The 15,339-nt window shown below is 69.3% G+C and carries 14 protein-coding genes; 5 read left to right on the top strand and 9 right to left on the bottom strand.

All coding sequences use genetic code 11. The features are described from left to right. Both AB7M35_RS14685 and AB7M35_RS14680 read left to right on the top strand, forming a co-directional pair. Positions 1 to 1,518 (top strand): class I adenylate-forming enzyme family protein, encoded by a 1,518-nt coding sequence (locus tag AB7M35_RS14685; protein WP_453961035.1) that lies wholly within the window; start codon positions 1 to 3, stop codon positions 1,516 to 1,518. Between the two features lie 107 nt (positions 1,519 to 1,625). Beyond that, positions 1,626 to 2,378: an SDR family NAD(P)-dependent oxidoreductase gene (locus AB7M35_RS14680; RefSeq protein ID WP_453961033.1), complete on the top strand. Its 753-nt coding sequence runs from the start codon at positions 1,626 to 1,628 to the stop codon at positions 2,376 to 2,378. Between the two features lie 22 nt (positions 2,379 to 2,400). Here AB7M35_RS14680 and AB7M35_RS14675 read toward each other — a convergent pair whose 3' ends face one another. The 4 genes from AB7M35_RS14675 to AB7M35_RS14660 all read right to left on the bottom strand — a co-directional run bounded on the left by AB7M35_RS14675 (position 2,401) and on the right by AB7M35_RS14660 (position 5,623). Further along, entirely contained in the window at positions 2,401 to 2,850 is a 450-nt protein-coding gene (locus AB7M35_RS14675) for a MaoC family dehydratase (protein WP_453961031.1), read from the bottom strand. A gap of 98 nt (positions 2,851 to 2,948) precedes the next feature. Beyond that, positions 2,949 to 4,067, bottom strand: a complete 1,119-nt coding sequence (locus AB7M35_RS14670; protein WP_453961029.1) for a TAXI family TRAP transporter solute-binding subunit — start codon at positions 4,065 to 4,067, stop codon at positions 2,949 to 2,951. 46 nt (positions 4,068 to 4,113) lie between these two features. Further along, positions 4,114 to 4,761: a fumarate hydratase C-terminal domain-containing protein gene (locus AB7M35_RS14665; RefSeq protein WP_453961027.1), complete on the bottom strand. Its 648-nt coding sequence runs from the start codon at positions 4,759 to 4,761 to the stop codon at positions 4,114 to 4,116. After that, a complete protein-coding gene (locus AB7M35_RS14660) occupies positions 4,754 to 5,623 on the bottom strand; it encodes a fumarate hydratase (RefSeq protein WP_453961026.1) in 870 nt (289 codons plus the stop codon). The genes AB7M35_RS14665 and AB7M35_RS14660 overlap by 8 nt, the downstream gene beginning before the upstream one ends. Before the next feature lie 232 nt (positions 5,624 to 5,855). Between AB7M35_RS14660 and AB7M35_RS14655 the strand changes: the two genes are divergently transcribed. The 3 genes from AB7M35_RS14655 (at position 5,856) to cueO (ending at position 10,003) form a co-directional block, all read left to right on the top strand. Then, entirely contained in the window at positions 5,856 to 6,947 is a 1,092-nt protein-coding gene (locus tag AB7M35_RS14655; protein ID WP_453961024.1) for an Ldh family oxidoreductase, read from the top strand. A 171-nt stretch (positions 6,948 to 7,118) separates the two neighbouring features. Beyond that, a complete protein-coding gene (locus tag AB7M35_RS14650; protein WP_453961023.1) occupies positions 7,119 to 8,324 on the top strand; it encodes a pyridoxal-phosphate-dependent aminotransferase family protein in 1,206 nt (401 codons plus the stop codon). 119 nt (positions 8,325 to 8,443) lie between these two features. Next, complete coding sequence (gene cueO, locus AB7M35_RS14645; RefSeq protein ID WP_453961021.1) at positions 8,444 to 10,003, top strand: multicopper oxidase CueO; 1,560 nt, start codon at positions 8,444 to 8,446, stop codon at positions 10,001 to 10,003. 63 nt (positions 10,004 to 10,066) lie between these two features. Here cueO and AB7M35_RS14640 read toward each other — a convergent pair whose 3' ends face one another. The 5 genes from AB7M35_RS14640 to AB7M35_RS14620 all read right to left on the bottom strand — a co-directional run bounded on the left by AB7M35_RS14640 (position 10,067) and on the right by AB7M35_RS14620 (position 15,324). Further along, a complete protein-coding gene (locus AB7M35_RS14640; RefSeq protein ID WP_453961019.1) occupies positions 10,067 to 11,455 on the bottom strand; it encodes an MFS transporter in 1,389 nt (462 codons plus the stop codon). Between the two features lie 156 nt (positions 11,456 to 11,611). Further along, positions 11,612 to 12,886 carry a TRAP transporter large permease gene (locus AB7M35_RS14635; protein ID WP_453961017.1) on the bottom strand — a complete coding sequence of 425 codons (1,275 nt, stop codon included), beginning with the start codon at positions 12,884 to 12,886 and terminating at the stop codon, positions 11,612 to 11,614. After that, positions 12,886 to 13,398: a TRAP transporter small permease gene (locus AB7M35_RS14630; RefSeq protein ID WP_453961015.1), complete on the bottom strand. Its 513-nt coding sequence runs from the start codon at positions 13,396 to 13,398 to the stop codon at positions 12,886 to 12,888. The genes AB7M35_RS14635 and AB7M35_RS14630 overlap by 1 nt, the downstream gene beginning before the upstream one ends. An 81-nt stretch (positions 13,399 to 13,479) precedes the next feature. Then, positions 13,480 to 14,460, bottom strand: coding sequence for a TRAP transporter substrate-binding protein (locus tag AB7M35_RS14625; protein ID WP_453961014.1), 981 nt, complete (start codon positions 14,458 to 14,460; stop codon positions 13,480 to 13,482). Between the two features lie 102 nt (positions 14,461 to 14,562). Further along, complete coding sequence (locus tag AB7M35_RS14620; RefSeq protein WP_453961012.1) at positions 14,563 to 15,324, bottom strand: glucose 1-dehydrogenase; 762 nt, start codon at positions 15,322 to 15,324, stop codon at positions 14,563 to 14,565. Positions 15,325 to 15,339 lie beyond the last annotated feature (15 nt).

The raw sequence follows: 15,339 nt of genomic DNA, 5'->3' as shown, positions 1-15,339 counted from the left end.
ATGCCCACCCCCGCCGAAGACGCCGAAGCGACGCTGGTTGCCGTCATCCTGTCCCATGCCGAGCGCACACCCGATGCGCCGGCCCTCGTCTGCGGCGAGGAGACGCTGACATGGACGGATCTCAGGAGCCGCGTCCTCGGCCTCGCTGGCCGGATCGTCGCGGCCGCACCGGACGGACAGGGGCGCATCGGGCTGGCGGGCCACAACAGCATCGGGCTGGTGGTTGCCTATCTGGCGACCATCGCGTCGGGGCGCTGCGCAGTGCCGCTGCCGATCTCCGCGAGCCCGGAGGCGCTGGCGGGGATGCTCAGGAACGCCGAGCCCGACCTCATCTTCGCGGACGCCGACCGGTGCCGGCAACTGGCCGGGATCACCGCGGCCGGCCTCGTCGACACGGACACGCCCGATGATCTCGCCGACGCACCGCCGCTCGCCGAGCCGCTGATCCCCTCGCCCGCTGCTCCGTTCAACATCATCTACTCGTCGGGCACGACCGGCCTGCCGAAGGGCATCGTCCACGCCTTCGCGATGCGCCACCGCCAGTGTGCGCGCGCCCTCTTCGGCCTCGGCCCCGACAGCACCATGCTGCTCGCCACGCCGCTCTATTCCAACACGACGCTGATGCCGATGCTGGCGGCGCTGTTCCATGGCGGCCGGGTCGTCCTGATGCCGAAGTTCGACGCCGAGACCTATCTCGATCTCGCCGAGACGATGGGCGCGACCCACACGATGCTGGTGCCGGTGCAGTACGAACGGATTCTCGCCGCCGCCTCGTTCCCCCGGCGAGACCTCGGCACCTTCAAGGTCAAGCAGTGCACCGGCGCGCCGATGTCCGCGGCAACGAAGCGCGCCGCGGTGGACCGCTGGCCGGGCCGGTTCCTGGAGGTCTACGGCCTGACGGAAGGCGGCTGCACCGTGATCCTCGACGTGGGCGCATACCCGGACAAGGCGGCCACCGTTGGCCGTCCCGCCCCGGACAACGACGTGCGCATCATCGACGAAAGCGGCACGGAGCTCCCAAAAGGCGAGCGCGGCGAGGTGATCGGCCGCTCGCCCACCATGATGAGCGGCTACTTCCGCAACCGCGAGGCGACCGAGGCCTTCCATTTCCGCAACGCCAAGGGCGAGCTGTTCCATCGCACCGGCGACATCGGGGTGTTCGACGAGGACGGCTTCCTGCGCCTCGTCGACCGCAAGAAGGACGTCATCATTTCCGGCGGCTTCAACATCTATGCCTCCGACCTCGAGGCCCAACTGTCCGCGCACCCGGCGGTGGCCGAGGCGTGCGTGATTGCGGTTCCGAGCGAGAAATGGGGCGAGACGCCCCTGGGCCTGGTGGTCCTGGAGGCCGGACAGGCCGCCGATCCCGACGACATCCTGGCCGCCGCCAACGCCCGTCTCGGGAGAATGCAGCACCTCTCGGCGGTCGAGGTGAGACCGTCGCTGCCACGCTCGGCCGTCGGCAAGATCCTGAAGCAGGAGCTTCGCCGCGCCTACTGGCCGGACGCGCCCGCCTGAGACATGCTGCGCGACCGGCGGCCGCCGCGATCGGCTGATTGGCCGCCGTCCGCATCGAGGAACCGCCAGCCGGTCCCGCCCGAAACACCTCTCCCGAAGGACACGCCATGACCGCGACCCAGTTCGACCCGGATGCCGTCGCCGTGGTGACCGGAGCCAGCAGCGGCATTGGCCGCGCCTGTGCGGTCCGGCTCGCCGCATCGGGCGCCCGGGTCGTCGTCGGCTACAACGCCAATGCGGACGCGGCGCAGGAGGTCGTGGAAAGCCTTGCCGGATCCGGGCACGTGGCGCTGCGCATCTCGATCGGCGAGGCGGAGTCGGTGAGCGCCGCGGCACGGGAAATCGGCGACCGGTTCGGCCGCGTCGACGCCCTCGTCAACAACGGCGGATTCACCCGGCCGCTGCCTCTCGACGACCTGGACGGCCTGACCGACGAGCTCTTCGACGACGTCGTGCGGGTCAACCTGCGGGGACCGTTCGCGATGGTGCGGGCGCTCCGCCCGCTGCTGGAGGTTCCGGCCAAGTCGGTGATCGTCAACGTGTCGTCGATCGCGGCCCGCACCGGCGTCGGCAGCAACCTCGCCTACTGCGCGGCGAAGGCCGGTGTCGATGCCCTCACCATCGGGCTCGCCAAGGTGCTCGCCCCGAAGATCCGCGTGCTGGCCGTGGCGCCGGCGGGCGTGGACACCGGGTTCGTCGCGGGTCGCACCCACGAGCGGCTGCAGGCGGTGGCCGAAGGCCTGCCGCTGCGCCACCTGACGACGCCCGACGACGTCGCCAGGGCGGTGATGGCCTGCGTGACCGAACTCACCAGCGCGACCGGCATCTCCATTCCCGTCGACGAAGGCCGGCACCTGTAGCGGCGTCGACCGTCGCGGTCGATCAGGAGGGCCGGACAGGCACCTGTCCGGCCGAGATGAACGACATCATCACCTCGCCGTCGGTGTTGCGGACCTCCACCCGGGTGCGAACCACACCGAAGCCGGGCTTGCTCTGGGAGCGACGCACCTCGATCACCTCGCGCACCACGCGCAGCTCGTCGCCGGCGCGCACCACCTTGCGCCAGCGCAGTTCGTCGATGCCGAGACCGACCATGGGCGTCTCGCCGTAGCCGCCGGCCTGCACGAACATGCGCATGGTCATGGCGGCGACCTGCCAGCCACTGGCAATCACCGACCCGAACCTGCCGTTTCGCCCCGCCTCGATGTCGGTGTGCATCGGCTGGGGGTCGTATTCCCTGCCGAAGCGGACGATGTCGTCCTCCGACAGGACGAACGGGTCGCTGGTCCACGCCTCACCGACCTCGAAATCCTCAAGATAGCGCGCCGTCATACACATACTCCCCGGAGCGGCCCCGCGCCCCGTCGTGGTCACAAACCAAGGGCGCGCCGGCCTCGCCGACGCGCCCCGATCGATCCGTCAGAGTGAGATCAGAAGCCGGCGTCGGCCAGCGCCTTCTTGCGAACGTCCGGCCACTGGGCCTTGCGCTCGTCCGCCGACAGGCCGGCAAGGCTCTCCCAGGCTCCTGCCAGCGCGTCCTGGCGCTTCACGAGCTCCTCGTTGTGCGCCTCGTCCTCGTCGGTCCAGAGCCCGACTTCCTTCCAGTAGCGCACCGCGCCCTCGTGGTACGGGATCACCCACTGGAAGTTCTGCCGATCCGGCGACAGCCCGACCAGGCCCGGCTCGACCTTCACGTAGCTGTCGAAGGTGTCCTCGACCGCCTTGGTCATGTTGTAGGCGAGGTCCGCGTCGGTCTCCGCGTAGGTGGCAAGCACCGGGAAGGGGAAACCGGCGCACTCGACCGGGTTCTCCTTGGAGAGCGCCGGGCCATCGCTGGCGAGACGCGGCGAGAACTGCGGCTTGTGGACCTGCAGCCGCTTCCACGCATCCTTTTCGGCGGCGGGAAGCGCCAGCCACTTGAGCCCGCTCGGCGAGGCCTCCGCCTGGACGGCGAAGGAGGTGGTCGTGAGGGTGGTGATGGCGTCGACCTGGCCGTTCAGGAACGCTTCCCAGGACGCACCGAAGCTCGGCACCTCGACCGCCTTGACGTCGTCCCAGGTGAGGCCGCCGAAGGCCAGGAACGCGGCCACGTTGTTCTGGAGGGCCGGCGATCCGACGACATAGCCGATGCGCTTGCCCTTCAGGTCGGAGGCCTTCTGGATGTCGGTGTCGCCGTGCAGCGCCAGCGTGAAGCAGTTGTCCGAATTCGATCCGGCCAGCAGCCTCAGGCGCTGCGGACCGAGCTCCGGCTCGGCGAACGCCTCGGTGCCCTCGGCGGCGTTGTAGGATTCCGAGCCCATCAGCGAGAAGCCGACGCGGCCCTGCTTCAGCGGCAACAGCCGCGCGACGTCGCTGGTCGCCGGCAGGACGCGCAGGCTGACGCCGTAGGCATCGCTGATCGCCTTGCCGATGGCCACCGCCTGGGCATAGCTGGCGGAGCCCACGTCGTAGGACGTCCACGCGATGGTCTTCGGCAGCTGCGCATCGTCGGCATGGGCCGCCACCGGCATCGCGGCGAGCATCGCCGCAAGCCCAACAGTCTTCGTCATCGTTCTGATCATGGTGCTTCCTCCGCTTGTTTTCGTTGTCGTGAGATCAGCCGGCGGGTCGCGAGGCGGTCCGCGCGGCGTTGAGGTCGGCCAGTATCGAGGGCAGGCGCGCTTCGGCGCGCTGCCGGAGATCGCCGAACATGCTGTTGCCATGGGCGTCGATGGCGACGGTCACCGGGCCGAAGTCCCGCAGGCGGAACCGCGACAGCCGGAACTGCTCGATGAGATCGTCCCATCCGGTCTCAAGTCGCCGCTCGGCCCCGCGGCTCAGCAGCGGCGACGCTCCGCCGGGCATCGCGAAATAGACGCATCCCATCTCTGCCAGCACCGGGGCCACATCGTCGCCGAGCCCGCCCTTGCCGCCCAGCGACGTCAGCCCCAGCCGGCGGATGATCGTCGGCATGAACGCGTCGAAGCGTGTCGACGTCGTCGGATTGACGTAGTCGGGGATCCAGCCGTCGGCGGTTTCCCGGCACTTGCTGCCCATGTGGAAGAAGGCGCCGCCGGCGAGGTCGACGGGCAACGGCTCGCCGCGCTCGAGATGCGCCACCATGCGCTGATGGGTGGAGAACCCCGCCGTCGCGGTGATCTCGCCGTCGAGCAGATACTGCTCGCCCACGGCGAGCGAGCGCGCCGTCTCCGGCGAGAGCGGCAGGGTCAGGCGCGGCAGGTCGGCGAGAGCGTCGTCACTCAAGGCGCACGATCTCCCCGCTGTCGTGGATCCGCGCCGAGGTGCGCCGGTTGATCCAGCAGTTGAAGCACACCGCCACCGGCACGAAGCCGTGCCCGGCGGAATAATCCACGTGGACGGCGAGCGCGGTGGTGTCGCCGCCCGTCCCCATGGGGCCAAAGCCCGTCTTGTTGACCGCCTCCAGCAGCCGCTCCTCCATCGCCGCCACCATCGGATCGGCATGGGCGGTGCCGATGTGGCGCAGGGTAGAGGTCTTGGCGAGCTTGGCGGCGTTGTCGAAGGAGCCGCCGATGCCGACGCCGATCACCACCGGCGGACAATGCTGGGAGCCGGCCTCGAGCACGCACTCCAGGACGAAGGTCTCGATCTCCTCCAGCGTCGGGTAGGAGAACATCTTCAGCGCCGCCCATCGGCCCGATCCCAGCGCCTTCGGAGAGCAGACGACCTCCATGTAGTCGGCGCCGTCAAGGACGTCGAAGGAGAGGATCGGCATGTCCTTGCCGGCGTAGGAGCGCTCCAGCGTCAGCGGATGGGTGATGAACTGCAGGATCGGCGGGTCGATGGTCTCGACGAGTTGCGCGAAGCCGTCGACGAAGGCCCGGCGGATGTCGCCGTCGAGCTGAACCCGCGTGCCGATCTTGACGAAATAGGTGGGAAAGCCGGCATCGGAGCAGGCGTGGCGGTTCTCGCGCTCCGCCGCCACCGCCGCCGCCTGCAGGAAGCGGAGGGTCTGGCGGGACGCCGGACTGGTCTCGCGCTCCGCCGCCGCCGCGAGCGCCGCCTGCGTATCGTCCGGAACCTTCTTGAGCGACCATCCGTAGAGATCGCACGCCACCTGTTTCACCAGGTCGTATGTTATTGCCAAGGCACTCTCCCGAGCGAAACGCCTCGCTCCTCCCGTTGCCAGTCCATCCCATACGTGTCGCCGCATCGGGCGGGCAAACCCGCATCTCCCCCATTTCGCCAAGCGAAACGACGGCGCGGCCGATGCGGACGCGCGTTGATCGCCGAGCCCGCACCCCCGACAACGGTGAGAAGGCCGGACAAACGGCCACGCGCCGATGCCGCGCGCACCACGAAACGGGAGGACGACGCCCATGGCTCATGCACAGGCCACAGCAACCGGCACGCAGAGGCTCGCCGTCGCGCGCTGCGAGGATTTTCTCGCCGATCTGTTCCGTGGTGTCGGCGTCGCGCCGGATGCGGCCCGCACCGTCGCCGACGGTCTGGTCGGCGCGGAGCGCGAAGGCCGCGCCTCGCACGGCTTCCTGCAGGCGCCGATGTATCTCAAGCGGCTGCACGCCGGCACGCTGTCGACGTCCGGCGAGATCCGCCTGGTTCACGACCGGGGCGCCGTCGCCGTCTACGACGGAGGGCTCGTACTCGGTCACGCGGCGGCCGGACAGGCCATGGCGACCGCCGTCGCCAAGGCGTCGGAGCTGGGGATTTCCGCCGTCGCCGTCCGCTCCGCCACGCATTTCGGCGTGGCCGGAGCCGTCGCACGCCTTGCGACCGATGCCGGCCTGATCGGCCTCGTCATGTGCAACACGCGGCCGATGATGGCGGCGCCCGGGGGCGCCGAGGCGGTCGTCGGCAACAATCCGCTGGCGATCGCCATCCCGGTGCGCGACGGACCTCCGTTCATCCTCGACATGGCGATGAGCGCGGCGGCCATGGGCACCATCCGCAGCGCCGCCACGGCTGGCCGCCCGATTCCCGACGGCTGGGCCCTGGACCGGAACGGAGAGCCCACCACCGACGCGTCAGCGGCGCTTGCGGGACTGCTGCGGCCGGCGGCCGATGCGAAGGGCTTCGGCCTCGCGCTGGCGATCGATCTGCTCTGCGGCCTGCTGTCGGGCGGCTCGCTCGGAGCCGGCGTCGCCAGCATGTACGGCGATCCGGCCGAGCCTGCCGACTGTTCATGGCTGATGATCGCCATCGACCCGCGCCTGTTCGGCGCCGACGGCTTCGAGGCGCGCGCGAAGGAGGCGCTGGACACCATCCGTGCGTCCCGTCGCCGCGACGGCGTCGACCGCATCCGCGTGCCGGGGGACCGGGCGGCGGAGGCGATCGCCGGCAACGACGGCTTCATCACGCTGCCCGAGCGGCTGATTTCCGAGATGAACGGATGGGCGAAGGCGCTGGGCGTCGCCGAACTCGCCCCCGATCCGGACGTGGCCGCCCGCTGACCCACCGCCGCGTCGGCCGCCGCCGGTTCAGATTTCCATCGACAAGCCGGCGCGGCTCTCCCACTTTGCGATGTGCTCCGCGGAGCGCCTGCGCCATTCCGCGACGGGATGGCGCGCGCACGCATCCTCATCGACCGTCTGCGTCCCGACAGCCCTAGGACCCTCTCCAAAATGAGCCTCGCCAACGGAAGGCAATACCTGGCCATCCCCGGTCCGTCCGTCATGCCCGACCGGGTTCTTGCTGCCATGCAGCGGCCGGCGCCGAACATCTACACCGGCGCCATCGTCGACCTCACCCAGGGCATCCTCGCCGACCTGAAGCGGGTGGCGGGCTCGACCGCGCACGCGGCGATCTACATCGCCAACGGCCACGGCGCCTGGGAGGCGGCGATCGCCAACATGTTCTCGCGCGGCGACCGGGCGCTCGTCGCGGCGACTGGCCACTTCGCACTGGGCTGGGCAGATGCCGCGCGCCGGATGGGCGTCGTCGTCGACACCATCGACTTCGGACGGCGCAGCCCGATCGACGCCGCGCGGATCGCCGAGGCGCTGAAGGCGGACCGCGAGCACACGATCCGCGCCGTTCTGCTGACCCAGGTCGACACCGCGACGAGCGTGCGCAACGACGTGGCCGCCGTGCGTGCCGCCATCGACGAGGCCGGCCACCCGGCGCTGCTGGCCGTCGATGCCATCGCCTCGCTGGTCTGCGAGCCGTTCCAGTTCGATGCCTGGGGCGTCGACGTGCTGGTGGCGGCAAGCCAGAAGGGGCTGATGGTGCCGCCGGGGCTCGGGTTCATCTGGGTCTCCGACAAGGCCCTCGCCGCCTCGCAGACCTCCGACCTCGCCACGCCCTACTGGGACTGGAAGCCGAGGATCAAGGCCGAGGTCTTCTCCCACAATTTCGGCGGCACGGCGCCGACCCACCACCTCTTCGCCCTGCGCGAGGCTCTCGACATGATCGAGGAGGAGGGGCTTGAGCAGATCTGGGCGCGCCACAAGGTGCTCGCCCGCACCGTCTGGGCCGCCTTCGACGTCTGGGCGAGCGCCGGTGACATCGCCCTCAACGTGGCCGACGTCAACGCGCGGTCGCACTCGGTGACGGCCGCCCGGTTCGGGGGCGGCGCGGCCCAGCGCCTGCGCTCCTGGCTGGAGGAGCACGCCGGCGTGACCCTCGGGATCGGGCTCGGAATGGCCCTGCCGAACGAGCCGACCTACGGCGACTTCCTGCGGGTCGCCCACATGGGCCACGTCAACCCGCACATGACCCTCGGCGCGCTCGCGTCGATGGAGGCCGGCCTGCAGGCGCTCGACGTCCCCCACGGATCGGGTGCGCTCGACGCGGCCGCCGCGGTGATCGCCGAGGCGGTGCGCGCCTGAGCCCAAAGGCGGGCTGACGCCCGCCAGCGTGATCGCGCGGGTCCGCGCGAGGCTTGCCATCCGCCCGCCCCTTGCCGAAGCTGAGCCGATCGCGGCAAGGGCCTTGGGAGGGGACGGCGATGACGGAGATCACGCGACGCGACGTGCTTGCGGGGGCGGGGGCTATCGGGCTGGTCTGGGGGCTTGGCGCGCCGCGCCCGAGCGCCGCCGAGCGGCCCGAACTGCCCATCCCCAAACTGCTTCGCCCGGATGCCGGCGGCGGGATCGCGCTTGCCCCCCAGGCGGGGCAGATGCGGTTTCGCCCCGGTACCCCGACACCCACCTACGGCTTCAACGGGCCGTTCCTGGGCCCGGCCATTCGCGTGCGGCGCGGCGATGCCCCGACCGTCTCCGTGACCAACCGGCTGGAGGAGGCGACCACCGTCCACTGGCACGGGCTGATCATTCCCGGAACCGCCGACGGCGGTCCCTACCGGATCATCGATCCCGGTGGGACATGGACGGTGAAGCTGCCCATCGACCAGCCGGCGGCGACCCTCTGGTTTCATCCGCACATCTATCCGGTGACCGCGGAACAGGTCATCAAGGGGCTCGCCGGGCTCTTCATCATCGACGACGACGAGAACGACGCCCTGCCCCTGCCGTCGACGTGGGGCGTCGACGACATCCCGGTCATTCTGCAAGATCGCCGCTTCGACGCCGACGGCCGCTTCTTCCACCGCTTCAACGCCATCGCCGTGGCGATGGGGTATGTGGGCGACACCATGCTGGTGAACGGCGCCCATGATCCCATCGTCCGGACCGGCCGGGGATGGCTGCGCTTCCGGATCCTCGACGGCTCCAACGCGCGCAACTTCGAGCTGGGCCTCTCTGACGACCGGGCCTTCCACGTGGTCGCCAGCGACGGCGGGCTGCTGGACGCCCCGGTCAGCCTGACCCGCCTCCCCATCGCCCCCGGTGAACGCTACGAGATCCTGGTCGATGCCCGCGATGGGAAGCCGTTCGATCTCGTCTCCCATCCGGTCGCCCATCAGGCGATCATGCGGCTGCCGCCCTTCGACCAGCCGCTCCCGCTGATGACGGTCCAGCCGGACGGCGCCGAGACCGGCGGTCGGCTACCCGACCGTCTGGCGACCCTCCCGTCCCTGCCGGCCGTGCTTCCCCCGGTGAGCCAGGGGCTCGTCATGCAGATGTACCGCGACACGGTCGGCCAGAAGATCATGCAGGAGACCGGCCTGATGCAGATGGCCATGTCCGGCAAGACGGACCCGGCGGTCGTGGCGCGGGTGGTGGCCGCGATCACCGGGGAACCGGCGCTGCCGCTCAAGGCGCAGCTGACGAGCAACGGCATCAACGGCCGCCCGTTCTCGCTGGTCGAACCCGGCTTCCGGGCGCCCATCAACACCGATCTCGTGTGGTCGATCTCCGAGGAGACCGACAAGATGCTGCATCCCGTCCACATTCACGGCTGCCAGTATCGGGTGGTGCACCGGGACGGAAAGGCGCCGCCGCCTCACATGGCCGGGTGGAAGGACACGCTTCCCATCGAGGCGGGGGGCAACGCGGAGATCTTCGTCCGCTTTCCCTGCGAGGCCTCCGAGGACAGTCCGTACATGGCCCACTGCCACAATCTCGAGCACGAGGATTCCGGCATGATGACCGAGTTCACCGTCGGCTAGGCCGCTTTCTTAGACAGGACGCGGTGCCGGATCCAAGATCCGCGAGCAGAGCGGACGGCCCGCTCATACCCGTGCCGGCGCGGCGGCCTGCCCGTTGCGCCCGATCGTCGCGATGGCGACCGGGACCATCGCCAGCACCAGCACGCCGGTGACCAGGAACACAGGCTCGAATGCACCTGCCGCGAGCAGGACGGTCGTCGCGAGGGCAAGGCCCATGGTGCCGCCCGTCATCTGCAGCGTCAGGTTCACGCCGCTCGCCTGGCCCTGCAGGTGCGGCGGCACCGCGCTCATGAGGGCACGCCGGGAGACCACGGCCAGGAACGGCAGCACGGATCCCCACAGGAGCAGGACGCAGACGATCGCGACGAAGTTCGCGGCGGCCACGGCGGCACTCATCGCCACGAGGGCCCCGCCGTTCACCGCCAGACCGAACAGGATCAGGCGCCGCGGCCCCACCCTGTCGGCCGCCTTGCCGGCCACGAGGGAGGTGACGAGCGTCGGCAGGATCGCGAGCAGCAGGGGCAAACCCGCATGGATCGGCGAGAACCCCAGGACCTGCTGCAGATAGAGCGGCAGGAAGATGAACACGACGATCTTGTCGAACTGGAACATGAAGAAGATCAGGACGCCGCCGGTGAACGTCGGGATGCGCAGCAGGTCGAGCTCGATGAGCGGTTCGGCGCTGCGCAGTTCGATCGCGACGAAGGCGGCCAGGACGAGGAGGCCTCCAAGCAGCGGAACCAGCGTTGCCGGGGTGCGCCATCCCCATTCGCTGCCCTGCATGAGCGCCACCGTGAACGCCGTGAGCCCGCAGACGAGCGTCGCCAGACCGGCGACATCGAACCGCGCTCCCTGTGCCGACCGCGGTGCCCGGTGATCGAGCTGGGGCAACCACGCCCGCCACACGATGGCGGAGATGACGGCCACCGCCGGCAGGTTGATCCAGAAGATCCAGCGCCACGAGATCGTTTCCGTGAAGAACCCGCCGACCACCGGCCCGCTTGCCATGAAGACCGCCGCAATGGTCGTCTGCAGGCCGAAGGCGAGACCGCGCTCTTCCGGCGCGAAGAGGCTCGTCGCCAGCGCGAAGCCCGCGGGGAAGACGAGCGCCGCGCCGATGCCCTCGATCGCCCGGGCCGCCAGCAGCGCCCAGCCGGTCGGCGCGAAGCCGGCTGCCAGCGAGCCGATGCCGACGGCGAGGATGCCGAACAGGAAGAAGCGGCCGCGGCCGAAGGTGTCGCCGAGCCGGCCGCCGAGGGCGACCGCGCAGGTGAAGCTCAAGAGGTAGGCGTTGACGACCCAGTGCGATCCCACCTGGGACATGGCGAGGTCGCGCTGGATGGTCGGCAGGGCGACGCCGACCACCGTCTCGTCGAGAACCACCAGGCCGAGGACGCCGCTGGTGGCGACGAGGATCCACCAGCGCCGCTTTGAACTCCGATCTTCCGGCATGCGGAACCGTCCTCGCGATGGGCAACGGGACACGAAGCCTGGCGCGGCGGTGATCGATCGGCCGCGCCCAAGGAAGGTTAATGCGCGCGCCGATGCGATCCCAGCGGAAATCCCCGGCGAGCGGCAGCCCGGCAGGCCGGTGCCGCGCTGTGACGGCTACTTGAGCAGCGCGACCAACCCGATGGTGACGGCCGGGACGTAGGTGACCACCATCAGGCAGGCCACCACGATGAGGATGAACGGCAGCAGCCGCGGGATGATCCGTTCCAGCCCGATGCCGGCGACCTGGCAGGCCGCGAACAGGTTCACGCCGAACGGCGGCGTGATCATCCCCATGGCCAGGTTCACCACCATGATGAGCCCGAAATGCACCGGGTCGACGCCGAAGCGCATGGCGACCGGCGCGAGGATGGGCGCAAGCACCACGATCGCCGCCGATGTTTCGATGAACATGCCGACGACGAACAGCGCGACGTTGACGCACAGCAGGAAGGCCCAGGGGCTCTCGATCGCGGTGGCGACCCATTCGCCGATCATGCCGGGCACGCCGGCGCGGGTCAGCAGGAACGAGAACAGGCCGGCGGCGGCGATGGTGAACATGATCACCGAGGACGAGATCACCGAGCGCCGCAGCACCGACGGGATGCTGGCGAGACTGAGCGTCCGGTAGAACACGGTGCCGATGAGGAAGGCGTAGAACACCGCCACCACGCTTGCCTCGGTGGGCGTGAAGACGCCCGAGTAGATGCCGCCGATGACGACGACCGGCATGAGCAGCGCCAGGAAGGCGCGCTCGAACGCCCGGATGAAGGAGAGCCGCCCTTCGCCGTCGGACCTGCCCCAGCCGTTGAGCTTGCACATGACGTAGACGCCGACGGTGAGCGCGCCGGCGATGAGAAGCCCGGGTCCGATGCCGGCAATGAACAGATCGCCGATCGAGGTGTCGGCCGAGACGCCGTAGAGGATCAGCGGGATCGAGGGCGGGATGACCACGCCGAGTTCCGCCGAGGTCGCCTGCAGCGCGGCCGCGAACGGCTTCGGATAGCCGTGGGCGGCCATGGCGGGAATGATGATCGCGCCGATGGCGAAGGTGGTCGCCACGCTGGAGCCGGAGACGGCGGCGAAGATCATGCAGGTGAGCACGCAGGAGCAGGCGAGCCCGCCCTGGATGTTGCCGATCACCGACTTGGCGAAATCGACGAGGCGGCCGGAGATGCCGCCGGCCTCCATCAGGTTGCCGGCCAAGATGAAGAACGGCACGGCCATCAGCGGGAACGAGTCGATCGAGGTGATCAGCTTCTGGGCCACGACGATCAGCGGCACGTCGTCGAAGAGGACGATCCCGCCGATGGAGGCGGCCGTGATCGCGATGGCGACCGGCACCGACAGCGCGAACAGCGCCACCAGCAGGAGGAGCATGCCGCCGGCCATCAGCGCACGCCCCGCGAGGCCTGCCGGTAGAGCTCGGCCGTACGGGCGGCGAGCCCGACGATCGCCAGCACCGCCCCGACCGGCAGCGCGGCGTAGAGCCAGGAAATGGAAATGCGGCCGCCGGTGAACGGATCGACGACGCCGGCGATCGACTGGAAGCGCACCCGATGGGCCATGTTCCAGCCGGTCCAGGCCATCACCAGCAGCACGCCGAGCGAAAGCCCGGAGACGATGGCGATGAGGATCTTGCGCCGGGTGCCGTGGCTGATCTCGAACAGGAACTCGACGGTCATCAGCGATCCGGTTCGCAGCGCCACGGCCATGCCGAGATAGACCATCCAGATGATCAGCGTGCGCGAGGCGACCTCAGACCAGGTCGACGGATCCTCCAGCGCGAAGCGGGTGATCACCTGCCACAGCGACACGCTCGACGCGAGGACGAGGAGCGCCGTCGCGACGATCATGACCGTGCGCATCAGCAGCCGGTCGACGAGGTGAAGCAGAGATAGCATCGGCACCCGCGGGTCAGCGATTGCGCATGAAGGCAAGGGCCGGACGCATGCGCCCGGCCCCACCCGAGCGGAACCCCGATCCTATTCCTTGTAGTTGCGGATGCGGTCGATGTTCTCCTTGCCGAACTGCTCGGCGTAGATCACGTAGGCCGGCTCCAGGTCCTTCTGGAAGGCGGCGGTGTCGACATCCTCGACCACGGTCATGCCCTGCGCCTTCAGTTCCGCGACGCCCTTTGCCGCGTCGGCCTCGGCCTTATCGCGCATCGCCTGCGCGCCGACCTTGGCAGACTCCTTGAACCAGCCCTTCTCCTCGTCTGAGAGCCCGTCCCAGATCGACGCGGACATCAGGATGAGGGCCGGCGAATAGACGTGCTGGGTCAGGCTCAGATACTTCTGAACCTCGGAGAACTTGGCGTTCAGGATCACCCCGATGGGGTTTTCCTGGCCATCCACCGTGCCCTGCTGAAGGGCGGTGAACAGCTCCGGAAACGCCATCGGAGTCGGCAGCACGCCGAGCGTCTTGAAGGCCGTCATGTGCACCTGGTTCTCCATGGTGCGGATCTTCAGGCCCTTGGCGTCCTCCGGCTCCTTCACGGCGCGCACGGAGTTGGTCAGGTTGCGGAAGCCGTTCTCGCCCCAGGCGAGCGCGATCAGGCCATTCTCCGGGAACTTGTCGAGAATTTCCTGGCCAATTGGCCCATCAAGCACGGCGTGGGCGTGATCGTAGTCGCGGAAAAGGAACGGGATGTCGGTGATCAGCGTCTCCGGCACGAAGTTGCCGACCGGCCCCGTGGAGGTGACCACGAGGTCGACGGTGCCGATCTGGGCGCCCTCGACCATCTCCCGCTCGCCGCCGAGCGCGTTGGCCGGAAACTCCTTGATCGTCCATTCGCCGCCCGACAGCTCGGCGAGCTTGGCGGCCATCGCGTGGGCGCTGGCGCCGTAGTGGGAATCCGGCCCGAGCGAATAGCCGAGCTTCAGTTCGCGGGCGTCCGCGCTGGCAATGGCCGCGATGAGCCCGAGCCCCAGCGTGGCGGCGGTCGTGGTCAATCTGGCAGTCATGGTTCTCTCCCTTTGCCGTATGGCGTGTGCCGTCGGTTCTTGCGTCCGCGGCATCTTTTCTCGTCGTTCAGTCGGTGATCGTCCGGTGCGAGGCCGGCGGCCTCAGATGCAGCGTCCTCCGTCCACCTCGAGCGCCACGCCGGTGATGAACGCCGCGTCGTCGGAGGCAAGGTAAAGCGCGGCATTGGCGATGTCGCGCGGCGTCGAGAGCCGGCCGATGGGGATCGACGCCCTGAACTTCGCGCGCATTTCCGGCGTGTCCTCGCCCATGAAGGTGGCCAGCAGTGGGGTTTCGCCGGCGACCGGGCAGAGCGCGTTGACGCGGATATTCTCCGGCGCGAACTCCACCGCCATCGACTTGGTCAGCGTGATCGCGGCGCCCTTGGACGCGTTGTACATGGACAGCCCGGGGCGGGGGCGCAGGCCGGCCGTGGAGGCGTTGTTGATGATCGACCCGCCGCCCGCCTTGCGGAAATGCGGGATGGCGTGACAGGCGGCGATCCAGATCGCCTTCACGTTCACGTCGAACATCCGGTCGACCATGGCCGCGTCGATGTCGAGCATCGGCATGTTGCGGTGGGAAATGCCGGCGTTGTTGACCAGCACGTCGAGCCGGCCGAAGCGGGAGACGGCCGCCTCGACCATCGCCCCCACCTCGGCGTCATCGGTCACGTCGGCGCGCACGAAAATCGCCGTCCCGTCGCCGTGGCGCGCGTTGAGGGCCGCGGCGACCTTCTCGCCGTTGTCCGCGTTCACGTCGTTGACGACGAGCTTGCAGCCTTCCTCGGCGAAGCGCGTCACGATGCCCTCTCCGAAGCCCGACCCCGCGCCCGTGACGATCGCCACCTTGTCCTGAAGTCGCATCCCTGGTCGTTCCCT

The organism is Amorphus suaedae (assembly GCF_053629675.1).
Note: the sequence above shows the minus strand (reverse complement) of the source record. Positions and strands in the feature narration are given on the sequence as shown.

Coding starts and splice junctions, on each gene's coding strand:
- AB7M35_RS14685 (WP_453961035.1), top strand. CDS start 1: ATGCCCACCCCCGCCGAAGACGCCGAAGCGACGCTGGTTGCCGTCATC.
- AB7M35_RS14680 (WP_453961033.1), top strand. CDS start 1,626: ATGACCGCGACCCAGTTCGACCCGGATGCCGTCGCCGTGGTGACCGGA.
- AB7M35_RS14675 (WP_453961031.1), bottom strand. CDS start 2,850: ATGACGGCGCGCTATCTTGAGGATTTCGAGGTCGGTGAGGCGTGGACC.
- AB7M35_RS14670 (WP_453961029.1), bottom strand. CDS start 4,067: ATGACGAAGACTGTTGGGCTTGCGGCGATGCTCGCCGCGATGCCGGTG.
- AB7M35_RS14655 (WP_453961024.1), top strand. CDS start 5,856: ATGGCTCATGCACAGGCCACAGCAACCGGCACGCAGAGGCTCGCCGTC.
- AB7M35_RS14650 (WP_453961023.1), top strand. CDS start 7,119: ATGAGCCTCGCCAACGGAAGGCAATACCTGGCCATCCCCGGTCCGTCC.
- cueO (WP_453961021.1), top strand. CDS start 8,444: ATGACGGAGATCACGCGACGCGACGTGCTTGCGGGGGCGGGGGCTATC.
- AB7M35_RS14640 (WP_453961019.1), bottom strand. CDS start 11,455: ATGCCGGAAGATCGGAGTTCAAAGCGGCGCTGGTGGATCCTCGTCGCC.
- AB7M35_RS14635 (WP_453961017.1), bottom strand. CDS start 12,886: ATGGCCGGCGGCATGCTCCTCCTGCTGGTGGCGCTGTTCGCGCTGTCG.
- AB7M35_RS14630 (WP_453961015.1), bottom strand. CDS start 13,398: ATGCTATCTCTGCTTCACCTCGTCGACCGGCTGCTGATGCGCACGGTC.
- AB7M35_RS14625 (WP_453961014.1), bottom strand. CDS start 14,460: ATGACTGCCAGATTGACCACGACCGCCGCCACGCTGGGGCTCGGGCTC.
- AB7M35_RS14620 (WP_453961012.1), bottom strand. CDS start 15,324: ATGCGACTTCAGGACAAGGTGGCGATCGTCACGGGCGCGGGGTCGGGC.